Raw genomic sequence first — 17,378 nt, 5'->3', positions numbered from 1 at the left:
GTTTGTTCGTTACAAACCAATTCATCTCCTAATAAATTAATATTGGGTACTGGTTTTACAACAAATGCAATAGTATAATTGGCTTTACAACTGGTATTTATCGGATTAACAACTTCTACTTTTACATCTTGTGTTGCAGTTACAAACGGATTTGGGAGTGGACTTGGTAATGGATTATTAGCTGCATCAATATAATTTACTATCATTCCTGTTTGACTTCCTAAAATCGTATTTTGAAAGGTTGATGTATCAAAAGAGTATAAACCATTTTGATTAATAGGATTCGCTTCATCATCACAAACGGTGGTTAATGTATTTAGGATAGGAAAAGCTTCTGGAAAATCATCCACTACAAATTGTATGGTTGTTTCATAAGAACAAGCTTTTGCAGTAGTATTGGTCACAACCGCTTTGATAGTTTGTGAAGTCGTAACAAAAGGATTAGGTAACGGACTTGGTAACGGGTCATTATTTTGGTCAAAATAAGTAACGGTAACATTTGTTAAACCATTTAATAAAGTGGTTTCTAAGTTAGTCGTATCGAAACCATACAATCCATCTTGGTCATCATCACAATGATTTCTGACAATTGGATTCACAATAGGGATTCTTTCTACATTTAGTGTGATAAAGCTTTTTAGCAACAAACAGTCGTTGTTTAAATCGCTATCAACTCTGGTGTATATATTTTGAGTATTTGCATAGCCAATGTTTCGATAATTTGAAATATTAGTAATAGCGTTACTTTCTGCCAAAGCATCGGCTAGATTACGATAATAAGTAATGGTTAATGATTGATTTACGGGAAAGAGATTTCTAACTTCGATATCAACACTTGCAAAATTAAAAGCTGAAACACCATCAGTATTTGTTCCTGAAATGGCATCATCACATTGGGTGAAAGCTCTGATAAAAGTAACAGGTACTTGGGTGGTCGAAACAATCAAATGGAGTTGCGCAACTCTAAAACACCCATTGGCATTTGAAACCCGAACATAAATCACATCATTACTTACTATTTGATTGGTGTAAGTGGTAAAGTTTGGAATGGGATTTATATTGCTCTGAGCATCTGAAGGTATTTCAAAATAAGAAAAAGTTTCGTTGGTAAAATTGGTTGAAATTTTAGCATTGGCTTCCGTTAGATTAAAAACGCTAAAACCATCTGTATCGTCGTCGCATTGTTTTAAATCTATTATGTTTGTAATAATTGGCAACGAATATACTTGTAAATTAAATGATGTAGTGGCAAAACAATTTGCATTGTCATTGTTTGCTACTTTTACATAAATAGTTTCTGTTGGATTGGTATTTTGATAGTTTGCAGGAGTTAGAATTTGATTTGTTAGTGCTGCATCACGAAAATATGTTATCGTAAATTGACTAGCTGACTGACCATTTAAAATTGCGGTAGCTCTTTGTGTTAAATTAAAAATAACTTTTCCGTCTGTATCTGTTCCTATAGTTGTGTTATCGCAAGAGGTTAGATTTGGTATGTTGGCAGAAAGATTTGGGAGTGGTGTATCAAAAACATCAATATTAAAAGTAGTGGTTACTTTACAATCATTGTTTGTATTGTTAGACACTTCTGCTATAATGGTTTGCTGTTGGTAAGCCGTTGGGTTTTGATAATTACTTGGTGTTGCAATCGCTATATTGTTTGTATAATTAGTTGCATTAGCAAAATATCTAATTGTATAGAAACTAGCATTTTGACCGTTCAATATGCTTAAATTTTGAGTAGTTAGATCGAAATTATACAAGCCGTTGTTGTCGTTATCGCAAATCAATATATTTTGTGGTTGGGTAGCGGTTGGCACATCTGAAATAACAATATTTCTTGTTTTAGTGCTGCCTCCGCTGGGACTTGTCGCTGTGACTGTAACTGTATAAGTTCCTGCTGTGCTATAAGTATGATTAGCAATAATACTATTACTTGTAGGTGTAGCATCACCAAAATCCCAAGTAGCACTTATTACTGTTTGGTTCGTGTTTAATGTAAATTGTGTACTTTGTCCTACGCAAGCATTTTCTAATACTATTGATGGGTTAAAAAAGATTGATTGATTGAATGCTGGAAGACCTAACACACTAATCTTACCTCCTAAATCTATTGAATTTATTTGCAAGTTACAGCCCAATCCAACAATATCAGGGTTGTTAATCACGCTTAATTTAGTTTGATTCATTATTGCCAAGTATATTTTTCCATCAGGGCCTAATTGCAATTGACCAGGAATCAACGTTCCATTGTATAACTCCAATTTAGAGGTGGGTATATTGGACGCTAATAAATTAAATTGGTAAACTTTAAAAAAAGCATTTGTAATATACAAAACCGATTCATTTGGCGAAAATTGTGCTCCATATAATTCCCCAGGTTCTGTCAATAAAGTTTGCGCATTTGAAACAATCCCTGTATTATTATTAAAATTGAAGAGTTCTACAAAATCTGTAACACTTGTTAAAACTAGTTTAGAACCGCTTGGTGCTATTTTAATATTTGCAGCAGCATCAAATCCTGTACCTGAAACAACTTGACCCACATTAGAAATTACTGGTGTTGGATTTAATCCTGAGGCAGTGAGGGAATATGTTCTAAATTCATTACTGTTAAAACCATGTATTACAATCAAAAAATCGGTACCGTTGGCGTGTTTTGTAACTCCTAATCCTTCTAATGTTGGCGTGTAAATAAGAATGTTTTTATCCGAAGTGATCGCACCTAAACCCCCATCTAAAGTTAGGTCAATAATAGAATATCTTAATCCGTTAGGGTGCCCCTCATAATCTACTGTAAAAACATAAAACAATGTGGCAGACCCTGGTTTAGGAACTATGGTTGCAGATTGATCAGTTGTGCTATTTCCCATCAAACCTGTTCCATTAAGCATTACCACATGATTTCTATTGTAAACTGTAGTTCCATCGGTATAAAATAATAATTGTCCCGCAGAATTTGATAATACTGCACAACCCTCTTCAGTATTTAGTTGTCCATTAGTTAAGGCAACTGGACTACCACTATTAAAATCTAGTCCTGCATGATTGCCAAAATACCAAATATTTGCTTCTCCTTGAGAAAAAGCAAAATTAAATAATAACGAAAACAGAAGTACTAATTTTAATTTCATAAATTATTTTGTATGATACAAATGTAATTATTAATTAGTTTGCATCATTTTATTATAAATTTCTTTGAAAAAAAATTATAATCGTGAAAATATAACTCCATTTGCATTGCCAATTGTTGACACATATACATGCTTAGTAGAACCATAATCAATACGCATTTTACTATCCGTTAGCTCTGTAATTGTACCGTTAAAAAGAGTATTACAACTACTAATTATTTTTGTATTCGAGTTTAAATAAAAATCTATACAACCACTAGTATCATAACTCAAACAGTCCGAGTAATATATAGCGCTATTTATCTTAGGGTATTCTGTAATAGTAACATAATCTCTTTGCGCAGGACAAATTCCCGTGTGAGCTACAATACTGCCATCTGGCATAATAACTTGACTAAAATACCATTTCCCAGAAACCGTTTTATAATTAACTGGTATTTGTGCTGGTATGTTGTCATCTTCTTTTTTGCTACAAGATAATATTATTGAAACAACTGATAATAAGATTAATAGTTTTTTCATTTTTTGTACTTTAAAATTAATTTACTTTTTTCACTTCTATACAACAGAAGTAATATCCCTATATTATTGTTTTTGAATTCAATTATAATTAATCAAATATTCTTTTTTATCAACAACCATCCTCCAATCAGTCATAGGTTGCACTTTCTGAAAAGCTTTAATGTCTTTTTCAAAATTACTTGTCAATTTGATTCTTTTTTCCTGACTAGTTTTATCCAGATGCTCATCAAAAAGAATAGTGCCCACATAAGTAATCTCTCCTTTTTTTACCTCAATTGGAATCGAAAAACCACTCAATACAGCATTTGTAGACACATAACCATAATTATCAAATAGCCTAATGCTTGAAATTTCGTAATTACCCTCAGGTCTTTCTATAGCAAAAAGGTAAGTAAGTCCGTTATCTAGTTGTCCTTTGTGCTTCATTTTAAATATCTGCTCTGGACTTACTTGAAGCTCTATCGAGTTTTTTTTAACTATTTTTTTTGCTGTATCCTTTGATATCACTCTAATAAAATAACCATTATGTTTTGCCTTTTCTTTTGGAAACGTTATAGACCCTATTATAATGCCATTTACCGCTGTCTCTTTTCTAAATCGTAACGACTCACTTGGCATCGCATCTGCTGCTACAGCACAACTTTGCATCATATTGGCAATTGCAACAATTGTACTTACTATAAGCAATGTTCTTAGAATTCTATTTTTCATTTGTTATGCTTTTTATAGATTAAAAATTATCTCCAATTTTTAGTTTTTTTTATTATTCATCATTTATACGCGGATTGCAAATCCGAGCTATCCCTACACGAGAATATTTGGTTATATCTGAAACATAGGGGTTTATGATTATTAGTTAGCTCTTTTTTAAATTCATCAAGATTTTTACCTGTTTTCAATAGAAAAAACTTCTATATTTACCTCTTGACCGTTTTTTAAATGTCTTGGATAACACATTTCTCCACCTAATACATTTAACCCTAACACAGAAATATCATATGTTTTAGTGGAATCAATTTTAATTTTGACCGAACCTGTAGAATCAGTTACATACTCCCCAACTTTATTAAAAGTCTTCATTAAGTAGCCAATACCTTCTTTTCTGACTACTACCGTGTCAAACATATTAAGTCTATTTTTTTTGGTTTCTTTATCGATTGAATTTATTTTTATAGTAATTTGGTTTTCTAAATCACTTTTTTTATTACAACTTAATATTAAAAAAAACATTATAGAAATATATCCCAATATTTTTGTTTTAAGGATGATTGATTGCATATTGAGTTATATTTATGTGATTAATTGATAAATTACCAGTATAATTGACGTTTCTAATTTCTGGCCATTGAAAACTTCCACTTACAGGACTACCCTGAAAAGGGTTATTTGCCATATTTCCTTCGTAACCAGACATTAAATGATCTGTTGGATTTCTTTGGTAATAATTGGTTACTTTCATTACATTAGGATAATCAAAATTAAAGCTTCCACCTCCAAATAAAGCAACTGGGTCATAAAGTGTAATTTGAGCAATATTGATGTGCATTGCCCCAAGTGTATTAGCAATCCTAACAGCTGCTGCACCACCACGGCTATGACCATAAATTTCTAATTGATTGCCTTTCTCAAATCCTGCTTTCAAATAAGCTATAATTTCATCATCTCCACCACCAACTGTACTGGTAAACATTCTGCCCCCTTTTCTTTCAACAAGTTCTTTTAATTTTGGATTACCGCTAGCACCTTCGCCTCCAGCCCCGTAAATACCAGCAACTGTTGTTTTGGGTTTACTCATCTGATGCATCGTGTGATTCAGCCCACTAACTATCAAGCCTACTCCATACTTAATCAATAAACAGTACTAATCTAATCTTCTTCTATTTTATAATCAAAGAAAGTATATTTGGAATTTTTATCACCCATGACTTCAACGGCACTAAACTTTATACTATTATCTATAACTTCATAGTTATAAATATCTGTGACACCATCATAGTTGTGTAACTCATAATATTTCCCATCTTCAACCCACCATTTCCCATTTTCGGTTTCTTGGGTTACTTTTCCATTTTTATCTATTGCAACGAACAATAATGTACTTGTTCCATTCTCAAATCTACACGATACCCAATACTTACTTAATCCTTTTTGTTGTTGATCAATTTCCGAACCTTTCCAACAACCTACTAATTTTGGATCAAATGTTTTAGATTCTATTCTTTGTGTTTCTTGACCAAAACTTAAACTTGTAATAAATGTCATTATCAAAATAAATACTGCTTTTTTCATAATTCTATTTTTTTAAATTATTTTACAAAGCCGAGCAAATGCTCGGCTTTCTTGTCTTTATGATGGATCAAACCATTCTTTTCTCTTAGCGACTTCAATTAAATGTTTTATTGTGAGTGCTGGCTTTAAAGGATATTCTACTTTGTCAAAAAATAATCGGATGAAAACTAAACTTCTCCAAGAATAATTTGGATATATAAAATACTTACTAACGATGAAATTTGAATAATCAATATTATACTTTTTAAAGAACGTTTCCATTAAATTTTCAGCATCTAAATCAAATATTTTATATTTTTCATCCCCTATATTTGTGTTTAAATCTATGTCTCTTAGACCTGTAGATGATTTGAAAAAGTTTGCTATTTCCGTTTCTAATTGTGTCATATCTTTAAGGTTTAAATCCATTATAAAGTGTATTACTTCCGTGAATCATCAGTCCAGCACCAATAACAGAAGAATTTCTTCCTAGAAAAATCCCTAAATTATTTGTAGGAACGCCCATTACTGTTGGTAACCGCCATGGCATCTTATAATTAATACCTAATGTTCTTTGGAAATACACTGAAGACTTTAATGTTGTTTCAGAACCTCCTAAAGCAACTCTAATACCTAAACTAGATTTAGAAACAGTCGTAAGTCCCATTATTGTTAATTTAGCTCCTGCATAAATTTCCCCTACCGCAAATAAATTAGATGTAAAATTAAGGGAGTCATCGGTTATAGCTCCACTAGCCATTCTAAAGCCTTTGAAGCCGTAACCTCTTAAGTCTCCACTACTAGGAATAGCTCCTTTGAATTGAACAGAAGTTGACGATATGATATTCCCTTTGTCATCATACATATAATCGGTAGTATCTCCACCATTATTATTTATTTGCTTCCCATTCTTATCATAACCGTTATCCGGTTCATCCATCTGATGCATCGCATGATTCAATCCACTAACCACTAACCCAGTTACCGCACCTTGCCAAAAATTACCACCACCTATTAGTGATCCAGCTCCTCCGCTTATAGTTCCAGAAGCGAGCAAGCCTGCTGTACTTTCTGAAAAATCTCCCGCTCCACCAAAACCTGTATTTGCAATTTCATTACCATTTGCATCAAGATTTGCTCCTCCTGTAAAAGCACTACTAGCCAAACTACTTACACTACCTGCTGCAAATCCTGACCAAAACTTACCGCCTTGTATTGCGCTCATTCCTCCATTAAAACCGCCATGCAAAACGGCTTGACAACTCGCTCTAACAAAGAAATTAGATACCGTAGAGGTCATTTCTCCTATCCCAAAAGTCATGGCAGCAGTATAGGCAGCTATACAAGAGGTTTTTACTATTCCCTGTACATTAAATGGTGTTCCGTCATACAAAGCACTTATTGTATAAGTTGCCACTGCTACTGCAACGGCTATTATTATTGCAACACCTACGCCATATTCCTCCCCACTCGGATCAGTACGCTTTAAGGGATTGTTAAGAACATAACCATAACGATTATAATTTTGTGTATTATATGGATCTTGTACATAATTGTCTGGTTGTAAAAAACGATGCAATTTAGGATCGTACAAACGACCGTTCATATGTATAAGCCCAACACTTTGCAAATGTTCGTGACCAGTATAACCTCTATCAGAAAACGTAAGTTTAGTTAGATTATTGCCCGAACCATCTTGCACTTTTATAATATTTCCCCATGCATCAAAATGACGTTTCTCTACAATAGCTCCTGTATCGTTTGTTATAGCAACAATACTACCCAAATAATCTCGATGCAAATAATAATTATTATAAGCTGCATTATCTATCTTTTTCACAAGTAGTGGAGCACTATAAGCATCACCTCCTATATAAGTAACAAATTCTACAATGCTTCCAGCTAATGTATATTTTATTTCCATACTACCATCGGCACTATAGTACTTACGGTAGGGTCTTAATATTTTATCAGTATTTGTACTGCCATAATACATTGCGCTCCTTTGTTGCATAGCATTGTACTCGAAACTTAATTTGTCTATTCCTATCTCTTCAATTTGTATAGGACTCTTAAATGCATTATAGGTAACATTTAAGTTTCCTCTAGTTGCATAATAACTATTAGCACTCGTTGTTAGAGGCGTTATAGATGTTTGTCGGTAAGGTTTTGTAGTAACATTCAAATAATTATATGTTCCTAAATCATTTTGGGTTATTCTACCGCGGTCATCATAACTTTGTGTACCTACAGTAATGTTGTCTATAGTTAGATTGTCGACGAAGAAAGTGGTATTGGGAGCAATCGTTCCACCACCATTTGAACCATCTGGACTACTCTCATCAACAATAAATTTTAAAGTCAACTTAGGATTAGTTACAAAATCACTTGCAGTATAATTAGCATCAAACACACCATTATTTACTGTTCCGAATGGAATTTCAACATAATTTAACGCATCAAGAGGATCGGTTTCAACCATTACTGCGCCTACAATTACACCCGAAGTACCTGTTTTTCCTGTTATAGTTGCTTTAACCCTCAGCTTATTTCCTGTTACAACATTAATAGTTGTTAATGGTTTCTGAGCCGCAACAAAAGTATTCTTCAATACAACTTTCATAGTTCCAGTAACATTAGTTACAGATCCTGTGGTACTTGTTCCTGTAAATGTAAAACCATCTGTAGTGGTATTAAAAGGCAATGTCATAAGATTGGTTGCAATTCCATCCCAAGTAGTTAATCTATCTAAAGTGTCATAAACGAAACTTTCGTTTACATCAAACATACTATTATAACGACTTGTCAAATTACCTCTTTTAGGTTCAAAAACAGTATTTAAAGTCATAATATTTACAGGCGTTGTTCCTGATTTATCATGTTTCAATTGCGTAGGGAAACCATAAATATCATACGTATTGGTTATTCCTATACCATTACCTAATGTAGCAGTAGTAAGTTGTCCTCGAGCATTTACAGCATTTGCCTGCCACAAAACAGCACCAGATATATTAGTATCTTTTATTTGCCAATGTGCGCCATTTTTATAAGTGTTAAAGATGGTTTTTGTACTAGTTTTACTATGGGCAGTAGCTGTAGAAATTTCAGTTTCTACTCTACCAAAACTATCAAAAGTAAGTACCTCTTTTGTAAAAGTAACCAGCGGTAATGTCTCGACTGTCTTTTTTAATTGCATTGTTGGATTGTTCCCTGTGACATCATAAGTATAAGCATAATTACTATTTCCATCATATAAGTTAGTTACTGCAATATTAGTTACCCATTTATAAACAGGATCATAAGTGTAGGTACTTACAATATTAGTATTATCGGCCGCAGTTAAACCTACTACCGATTTTGTTAATACTTTACCTACTGGATTTAAAGTATAACTTGTAAGTCCTTTAGGAGTAGCTTCAGTTAGCGTTTCCCCATAAGCATTATAAGTATAGTTATATACTCCAGCTGATGGATCAGAAAGTGATAATTTTCTGCCCCACAAATCATACTGCATTGTTAAACTTATACCGTCATAATTTGATTCTTTTAAGTTTCCTGTAGCATTATAGGTGTATAAAATAGTACCTCCAGGAGAGTCTGTTGAAGAAATTAGATGACCATTGGCGTTTTTTGTTGTGGTCTTTGTCATAACTTCATCAAAACTAGTGGCTGTAAGTCCAATATAAGACATAGTAGTTATTCTGCCAGTAGGAGCTGTAACTTTTACAACTCTATCATAATCATCAAATTCTGAAGTTGTCCATAATGAGGGAGATCCAGCAGCTGCATAAGGTTCGCTTACTCTGTATTTTCTTCCTAAATAATCATACTCAGTATTACTATAATTCCAGTTTCCATTTATGTCTTTACTCGCTTTTCTTATAACTCTTGCAAGTGCATCACTATCTATAATGCTACCGCTACCATCGTCACCTGTTTCTGTTGTTGTATATATATTACTGGCTTTAGCATAAGTATAGGTTATGCTTTTTCCTAGAAAATCAGTAACTTTAGTTCGTTTTCCCCAACTATCGTAAATACTTGTAGTGCTTTTTCCAAAAGGATTTGTTTGACTTAAAACTACACCATACAATGGATCAAACGTATTATTAGTAGTAATTAGTCCTTCAACATCTTTAACGGTTTTTACAAAACGATTTGTAATATCATATGTAAATTCTGTACTTCTATCTGACACTGCATTTGTAGCTGTAGTGCCAGTAGCACTTGTAGTCTTTCTCTGAATGTTTCCGTTAGGAAAATAGTCAATAGCTTCCACAATAGTTTCTGGAGAACTATTTGCCTTTTTCTCTGTACGGATTAAATTACTTCCTGTATAAAAATACTTTTCATTACTAACTTGAGTATCTCCATAAGCTATAACGGTATTTGTCATGTCATATGGCCTTCCAATATAATAATTACTCCCTACCCCTAATACATCATTAGCAAATAAGGTTTCTGAAATAGAGGTTCCTTGTAAGGAAGAACCTAAATAATTATTATTTGTCACTTTTGATGGTAAGAAATAATCTGGCGTATAGGTATTATAGATTTTTTCGGATACTACATTAGTCAAATAATCGGTAGTAGTTTGTTTGTTTAATAGTATGATATAACGTTTACTAATTGAGTCAGTAGTCTGCGTAAAAGTATTCTCCGTCTTACTCATCAATCCGGTAGTATAAGAGGTAGAGAAAACAAAAGGCATATTTAATAATTGCGAAAAAGATCTAACCATTGCCCCTCTTTGCAAAGGATCATTTTCTGAAATACTCCATACTTTTTTGTCAGACTCATTTCTATACCAACTACTTCTAGCTACTTTTTTGAATCCTAAAATACCCAGTCCATCTAGATGAGAAACATAACCAAGATATCTAAAATCTTGCATTCTTGTAACGCCCATAACGGTATTTTTAATTCTAGAAACCAATTTATTAGTAGCTATTTTTTTTATTTCTACAAATGGATAATCAAGAGCATTTTCTGAAGAATAAAATTCTGATGGAAGACCTAAATCACCTGTTGAAGACTCCATAGATTTATATTCGATTTCATCTACAATAGCTCCACCTGATTGGGTTACTTTGAGTAAAGTATTATCTCTAGAGACGTCCTTAGTAAAATTTATATAAGTGATTTCATTTGTGTGATTTCTCAATAATAATATTTCCCTGTTAAGTCCATCATATTTATAATTGGAAACAATAGGTGTTACAAGTTCGGGAGAATCATTCCAATGGTTATAAAAACAAGGATTTGGTTGAAGTGGACATCCAGCAGAACAGTGCTCCCATTGAGCAGAAACAAAATCAAATGTAAACCCACTACCTGTTGATTTACCAATATTGTTAGCATAAGTAGTCACTTTCCATTGTGTATCATGATCGTTAATAGTACATTTTGGATGATAATAGTTCAACCATACTTTTACTAAATCAGTTTTTCCATCATGATTAGTGTCTATTGCATAATAAGCATTGTATTCTACACTTTGATCAAAATCACCCGTGTTATCAGGCCTATAATCCACAATATCCTGCACTTCTTTGGTAAAAAATACACCGCCTAATGGGTTAGGATTACTATAATATATTTCCCAAAGTGATTGTCCATTTCCAGAACCATCACCTTGTGGCACCATAATATCAGTTTTACCGTCTCCATTATAATCACCATATAATTTAAGCGTATGAGATAATGTATCTAATGGACCTTGCCCTATTATTTCAAGCTCTATATAAGGAGAATTTTTACTTTCTTTTAAACTAAAAATTTTATATTCATTTAAATAACTGATAAAAATATCCATTTTACCATCACCGTTAAAATCAGCAACTTGTATGTTTTTATCACCAGGTAAATAATAACCTATCCCTGGATCTAATATAAAAAAAGGAGCTGTATTAGGTAATGGTAAATTTCCTGTCTGTCCATATGTTATTGAACTATTTGGATTTAAATCAACCAATCTAACATTAAAATTTGGTTGAGCTGTTTTCACAGGTATACAATTTATTGGAAATTTCATACCACCTCCACTTAGATCTTGGTATAGAGTGTTTTCATCATTTTCAAAAATTAACACTTCAGAAATACCATCTCCATTAAAATCACCTTCAATATATCGATTAGAAGTTTTAGCATAAGTAGGACTTGGACACGCAATCTGACATTCAGATTCACAATACCCAATATTATCCATAAGAATAGACTTTGTATAGGTATTCTCCATTAAGTTATTGCTAGGATTATAATTGTAAATCTTAAAATTAATTTTGTCTATTTGTTCATCTACCTTTACAATAGATTGAAATTGATTTAATTTATTATTAGTAAGTGTTGTTGCGGAAAATAGTTTACTTATATCATTACTTGAAGGTATACTTATGGCATTGGGTCCACTACTACCTTCAAAATTTTTTATAAACAATTGGTTAGTAGTCACAAAGTCTAACCTCCCATCCCCATCAAAATCTCCTGTAAAACGAATCTTACTAAAGTCAATATTATTGGTAAAAGTCTTTGTAGTTTCTGTCCCAGAATCCGTTTGGGTAGCATCATAATCAAAAATAACTGGATTGGCAAGTTCTCCTAATCCATTAGATTCTTGAAGTTTTATTACATGTTGATAACCTAACAGTAAATCAACGGCATGTGTGAGTTCATATTTTTTAAAAAGTAAATTATTGGTAAATACTTCTATTTTTTTTAATATTTCTACTTTTTCAACCTTAACACCCTTTATATAGGCATTCTCAGTTCGTGCAGCAAGTTCATAGGTAAATAATATTTTATTTAATGGTGTTGCATTGCTTATTGTATTTGCACTAAAATTTATATCACTTATACACAAACTTTTGTTATACGGTTTTGTATAATTATAGGTTATAAAATTTGCATTTGCATCTTCAAATCGTACTATATAAAAAGCATTCAAATCACTAGCATTCATGCCTCCATAGTTACCATACCAAGAACGTGAACCATCTGGGGCAGTAACAATAAAATACATAGTAGCTCCACTACTTTTTAATTCAATTTTTGTATTACTTTGTATTTCAGTTTCATATACAGAACCATCAGCCCAATAAGTACCTGACTTTAATAGCAATCGTTGACCATCAAAAGCAAGTTTATCATCAGCATCATAATCAACACCATCAATAAAGCCATCTATATCTTTTCTAGATGCCATTCTACTAATATTGGAAATAGAATTAATACTCCAGCCTTGTCCAGCAATACCTCCAGGTTGTCCACTCGCATAAATCAGATTAATTATTGGGCCTACACTTTGTATACTTGGCGGCATGGCAATGGGTAAAGTATAAGTAGCATGTCCAGAGCTGGAAATTTCTAATTTACCTTGTGTGTCGTGAAAATTTTGAGAAAATAAAGTATTTGCTAAAAATAGAGTTAGGGCTAATAAACGTGATTTCATGGTCTATATTTATTCCTTTATAATTTTAATCGATTTTTGTTCTCCATTTGTATATAACAGCAATAAAGTATATATACCACTAGGATAAGTTCCAAAAGTTACGGTCTGATTGTTTGTATTTTCTAGCTTTGTATATGATTTTACTAATTGCCCATTTAATGAATACATTTCTAAAGAAGTAACTTTATTGTCATTTATGAGTTCCCATTTAATGTATAACTGTTCTTTTATAGGATTAGGATAATAGGAAATCTCATCTTCAGGAAAAAATTTTTGTAAATCTTCTGGCTTCAAATCAGCAATCTCTTTGGGTATTTCATTTGATGTTTTAGAATGACATCCTGTAATACACCAATTTCTTTGAATTTGATTACCCGCAGCATCATAATCAAAGCTAATTTTTTGCGCATTACAAAAAGAATAGGTTAAAAGTATCAATAAAATAAGAATTTTTTTCATTATTTAATAGGTTCGTTTTTAATTTTTCGCAAAACTACAATTAAAAAGCAATACCAAGCAATCACTATTTTTAGTTAGGTATTCTTCTAACTAAAATTAGTTAGGAGTATATCAAAATTATTTTAATCATTTAAGGTCAAAAATCAATCTGTTAACGACTCGATAAAATTGTAAGTAAATTTTTAACAAAATTTTAAATTTTAATTTATCATAAAGGCAAACTATTTGATTAAATAAAAACTTAATCAGTTAAAAATTTAAATTATTTACTATGAAATCAACTTCAGAAAACAGTTATGGTGCACGTATTGGCAATGCAGGAAAATTAGCAACCGCTTTACAAACCTTTGTAAACTACCAACCTCAAAAACCAGAATTTAGCTTTAATGAATTCAACAATTTTATTGCTCAAATTAAAACCCAAAACAATACAGTCGCAACAAAAAAACAAATCTATTCATTATCTGTCGAAAGCAGAAAGCAACTATTTGAAAAAAGTGATTACGCCATACGAAAAATCCTTTCACCAATAAACGCTACCGTAAAAGCAAGTTATGGCAAAGAGGCTAAAGAAGCCACAAATGTGGCGAGTATTATTGCAAAAATAAGAGGTGCAAATACAAAACCTACAACAACCTCAGATCAGGCATCTGTAAGCCAATCTTATCAGTCTTACAGCTCTAAAACACAATTCTTTGCCGACTTAATTACTAATCTAATAAACTTTGGGGTAAACTATAATCCATCAAACAATCAGCTTATAGTAACAAACCTTGAGGCAATACATATAAATGCAACAGCGGCAAACAATCAAGTAATGGATTCTTACTCGCAACTAAAACAAAATAATGATACTCGAATTTCTAGTTATAATCAACTATCACAAACTGCAATTCGAATAAAAGACAGTATCAAATCTCAATACGGAAATCAATCTAGCGAATATAATCTAGTCAAAGGACTCAAAATCTAATTCCTTAACTTCCACAAATTCACTCCAACTCACACGCTCCTCTTCTCATTAGAGGAGCAGGAATGAGAATCTATCAGAAATCATATAATCTTATAAATAATTTAACTACAAATTAATTATTGTTTAAGCACAGATTATCCATGTTAACGTTTAGCTTATTAATATAATTAACAAATTTATTGTTTGTGTTAGCAATATTGTCAATATAATTAGCATGCTAGTACGATTGAATTAACAATATGATTTCTTTTATAAAAGACATTATAATTGTTATTTGCTACATTATCAGTATTACTACTCACATCAACTCAATAATAGACATCATAATTAATTCTGTTGTAATTAAATTTAGTTTAATAGCTCGCATTACAATTAATAAGAATACAAAGAAATCTCTCTTAACGCTTTTTAATAAAGCGTTTAATATCCATTTCAGTATCAAGTGGGGTATTATTTTCAATATTATCGAACAAAGATTTCGCTAATGACGGACCAAGCATAACACCTCGAGTTCCTAATCCGTTAAGAATATGAAGGTTTTTGTATTCTTGATGACTCCCAACTAAAGGGCGTCGATCTCTAACTGTAGGACGAACTCCAGCAAAATGTTGAATAATTTCGAAATCACAATCCAAAAGCTCTTGTATTCTCTCTAATAACTCTTGTTTTCCTTCTGTAGTTATAGCATCTGTTTTATCTTTCCAATTATAGGTTGCACCAACTTTAAATAAATTATTTCCTATAGGCAAAATAAAAACACTAGAGTTTAAAATACAATCTAAGTTAAGCTTTGGTGCTTTTATAATAAGAAGCTCTCCTTTTGTTCCGTCTAAAGGAAGATGATTAAAATAAGGATTTGCATGCAAGCCAAAACCTTCCGCAAAAATAATATTCTTTGCTTTTATGCTTCCATACGAAACATAGTTTGATTCGATATTTAGCTTTGAATAATCAAAACATTCCGAAGAAAACAGATTATGCTCTTGTAAATACTTTTGAAAAGAATCAAATAACAATGCTGTATCTACATAGCCAGTATGCAAAACTTCTCCAAAACCAAAAGGAGAATCTATTCCAGAATATAAATTATGTGAAATATTTGTAGATAGAAAATTTGATAAATTAGGTTTGTCTGAAGCGATGAACCAGTTATTTTGCTCTTCAACCGAAAAAAATTTTCGCAGAACAGGTAATTTAAAATCTATCTTAACATTTAAACGATTCTCAATTTGAGGATAAAAAATATTTAAAAATTTAATTTGTTCAGTTGCATTCCATACTTCACTAAACCGTTTAAGAATTACTGGATTATAAAGTCCGCCAGCAATTCTAGAAGAATTTTGAGAGTTATTATCAAATACCAAAATAGATTTATGATTTTGTAATGCAATTTCAGCAAAACTAATCCCCGCAATACCAGAACCAACAATTATATAATCAATCATATTGTAAAAGTAAAAAACTCTTACCAAAAAATGGTAAGAGTTTTTATATTAAATTGGAGAAATTTATATTAGTAATTCCACATATCTTGCTCGAAATTACGAACTTTATCTTTTACTCTTTCAGACTCTAACAATTGCATTAATGAGTTGTCTTTCATATAATCTACAATCTCTCTATCATTATATACGTTTTCTTCTTTGTAAGTAAGCGCATTGAAACGACGTGAGTTTATCAAATCATCAAAAGTGATAGGCATCGAAGAGTTTTTATCGTTGAATGCTTTCCATTCATGCAATAATTCTCTTGCTCCTGGATAAAAAATCCAAAACAAATCGATGTATTCCTTTTCTGGTTTATCCATTGTATAAACATCTGGAATTACAGGACAGATTCCTAAGATTCTGTAACGTAAATCAGATTGACGTTTATCAAAATACCATAATCCAACTATTCTATAATCAGAAACATCTATTGATGCTAAATCTGTTTTATTGATAAACTCTTCAGAAATAGTTCTAGAAGCAGGAATAGTTTTCTTTTCTGTTCCAACTTGCTTTTTCTTAGTTTTTTTACCAACTTTTACAGTTTCGTATATAGGCACTTCAGTAACTCTAGTTCTAAAAGCATCTGGATCTTCATTCATTTGCTCTCTACCAGCATCTGTAGTATCTGTTTTAGTTAAAGAAGCATTAATATCTTTTAATGTTTTCTTTTCTCTAAAATAACTATCAGAATATACTTCTGTTATTTTACCAGTTTTAATACCTTTTACCAACACATCATATAATGAACGACGCTCATTACCAACAGTTGCAGTATCAATAGGATAATACAAAGGAAAATTAACTCTTTCATCAAGGTCAATAATTTCCCATGTTTTTTTAGACATTAATATGTCACGGTCATCTACATAACCATATTCTAAAGGCTTGTCATTATCTTTTAATTGTTGTGCTGCTGATTTTAATCCTATTTCTTTAGGATTTTTAGCATTTAACAAGTTAGACTGTGCAAAAGAAGTTGAACTTCCTGCAATAAAAATAATAACTAATAATAAATTTCTCCAATTCATAATTTTATAATTGTAAAGTTTATAGAACTAAAACGAAATTCTTAAACTATTATTGTA

12 protein-coding genes are annotated in these 17,378 nt (G+C 31.8%); 1 reads left to right on the top strand and 11 read right to left on the bottom strand.

Annotated elements, in window-relative coordinates:
* From ACKVOV_RS06975 to ACKVOV_RS06935, 9 genes are all read right to left on the bottom strand, one after another.
* Positions 1–3,134, bottom strand: a 3,134-nt coding sequence (locus ACKVOV_RS06975; RefSeq protein ID WP_409206041.1) for a PKD domain-containing protein, incomplete at its 3' end; no start/stop codon positions are given.
* A 75-nt stretch (positions 3,135–3,209) separates the two neighbouring features.
* The gene (locus ACKVOV_RS06970; protein WP_409206040.1) at positions 3,210–3,656 is read right to left on the bottom strand and encodes a hypothetical protein; all 447 of its coding nucleotides are present in this window, start codon (positions 3,654–3,656) and stop codon (positions 3,210–3,212) included.
* 78 nt (positions 3,657–3,734) lie between these two features.
* Positions 3,735–4,367, bottom strand: a complete 633-nt coding sequence (locus ACKVOV_RS06965) for a hypothetical protein (RefSeq protein WP_409206039.1) — start codon at positions 4,365–4,367, stop codon at positions 3,735–3,737.
* Between the two features lie 174 nt (positions 4,368–4,541).
* Positions 4,542–4,934 carry a hypothetical protein gene (locus ACKVOV_RS06960; RefSeq protein ID WP_409206038.1) on the bottom strand — a complete coding sequence of 131 codons (393 nt, stop codon included), beginning with the start codon at positions 4,932–4,934 and terminating at the stop codon, positions 4,542–4,544.
* Entirely contained in the window at positions 4,915–5,451 is a 537-nt protein-coding gene (locus tag ACKVOV_RS06955) for a hypothetical protein (protein ID WP_409206037.1), read from the bottom strand. Before ACKVOV_RS06955 ends, ACKVOV_RS06960 begins: the two co-directional genes overlap by 20 nt.
* 71 nt (positions 5,452–5,522) lie before the next feature.
* Positions 5,523–5,945, bottom strand: coding sequence for a hypothetical protein (locus ACKVOV_RS06950; RefSeq protein ID WP_409206036.1), 423 nt, complete (start codon positions 5,943–5,945; stop codon positions 5,523–5,525).
* Between the two features lie 57 nt (positions 5,946–6,002).
* Positions 6,003–6,332: a DUF1493 family protein gene (locus ACKVOV_RS06945; RefSeq protein WP_409206035.1), complete on the bottom strand. Its 330-nt coding sequence runs from the start codon at positions 6,330–6,332 to the stop codon at positions 6,003–6,005.
* Between the two features lie 4 nt (positions 6,333–6,336).
* A complete protein-coding gene (locus ACKVOV_RS06940; protein ID WP_409206034.1) occupies positions 6,337–13,371 on the bottom strand; it encodes an RHS repeat-associated core domain-containing protein in 7,035 nt (2,344 codons plus the stop codon).
* A gap of 9 nt (positions 13,372–13,380) precedes the next feature.
* Positions 13,381–13,830, bottom strand: a complete 450-nt coding sequence (locus ACKVOV_RS06935; RefSeq protein ID WP_409206033.1) for a T9SS type A sorting domain-containing protein — start codon at positions 13,828–13,830, stop codon at positions 13,381–13,383.
* Between the two features lie 271 nt (positions 13,831–14,101).
* Between ACKVOV_RS06935 and ACKVOV_RS06930 the strand changes: the two genes are divergently transcribed.
* Positions 14,102–14,803, top strand: coding sequence for a hypothetical protein (locus tag ACKVOV_RS06930; protein WP_409206032.1), 702 nt, complete (start codon positions 14,102–14,104; stop codon positions 14,801–14,803).
* Between the two features lie 398 nt (positions 14,804–15,201).
* Here the strand turns inward: ACKVOV_RS06930 and ACKVOV_RS06925 are convergent, their stop codons facing one another.
* The gene (locus ACKVOV_RS06925) at positions 15,202–16,248 is read right to left on the bottom strand and encodes an NAD(P)/FAD-dependent oxidoreductase (RefSeq protein ID WP_409206031.1); all 1,047 of its coding nucleotides are present in this window, start codon (positions 16,246–16,248) and stop codon (positions 15,202–15,204) included.
* A gap of 68 nt (positions 16,249–16,316) precedes the next feature.
* A complete protein-coding gene (gene gldN, locus ACKVOV_RS06920) occupies positions 16,317–17,321 on the bottom strand; it encodes a gliding motility protein GldN (protein ID WP_409206030.1) in 1,005 nt (334 codons plus the stop codon).
* Positions 17,322–17,378: the final 57 nt, after the last annotated feature.

This window comes from Flavobacterium sp., from assembly GCF_046153165.1.
In the GTDB taxonomy this organism is placed as follows: domain Bacteria; phylum Bacteroidota; class Bacteroidia; order Flavobacteriales; family Flavobacteriaceae; genus Flavobacterium.
The sequence above is the reverse complement of the archived record's forward strand: the minus strand, read 5'-3'. Positions and strand labels throughout refer to the sequence as shown.

What these genes read in the sequence shown, in the direction of transcription:
- ACKVOV_RS06970 (WP_409206040.1), bottom strand. Translation starts at nt 3,656, where the DNA reads ATGAAAAAACTATTAATCTTATTATCAGTTGTTTCAATAATATTATCT.
- ACKVOV_RS06965 (WP_409206039.1), bottom strand. Translation starts at nt 4,367, where the DNA reads ATGAAAAATAGAATTCTAAGAACATTGCTTATAGTAAGTACAATTGTT.
- ACKVOV_RS06960 (WP_409206038.1), bottom strand. Translation starts at nt 4,934, where the DNA reads ATGCAATCAATCATCCTTAAAACAAAAATATTGGGATATATTTCTATA.
- ACKVOV_RS06955 (WP_409206037.1), bottom strand. Translation starts at nt 5,451, where the DNA reads ATGAGTAAACCCAAAACAACAGTTGCTGGTATTTACGGGGCTGGAGGC.
- ACKVOV_RS06950 (WP_409206036.1), bottom strand. Translation starts at nt 5,945, where the DNA reads ATGAAAAAAGCAGTATTTATTTTGATAATGACATTTATTACAAGTTTA.
- ACKVOV_RS06945 (WP_409206035.1), bottom strand. Translation starts at nt 6,332, where the DNA reads ATGACACAATTAGAAACGGAAATAGCAAACTTTTTCAAATCATCTACA.
- ACKVOV_RS06940 (WP_409206034.1), bottom strand. Translation starts at nt 13,371, where the DNA reads ATGAAATCACGTTTATTAGCCCTAACTCTATTTTTAGCAAATACTTTA.
- ACKVOV_RS06935 (WP_409206033.1), bottom strand. Translation starts at nt 13,830, where the DNA reads ATGAAAAAAATTCTTATTTTATTGATACTTTTAACCTATTCTTTTTGT.
- ACKVOV_RS06930 (WP_409206032.1), top strand. Translation starts at nt 14,102, where the DNA reads ATGAAATCAACTTCAGAAAACAGTTATGGTGCACGTATTGGCAATGCA.
- ACKVOV_RS06925 (WP_409206031.1), bottom strand. Translation starts at nt 16,248, where the DNA reads ATGATTGATTATATAATTGTTGGTTCTGGTATTGCGGGGATTAGTTTT.
- gldN (WP_409206030.1), bottom strand. Translation starts at nt 17,321, where the DNA reads ATGAATTGGAGAAATTTATTATTAGTTATTATTTTTATTGCAGGAAGT.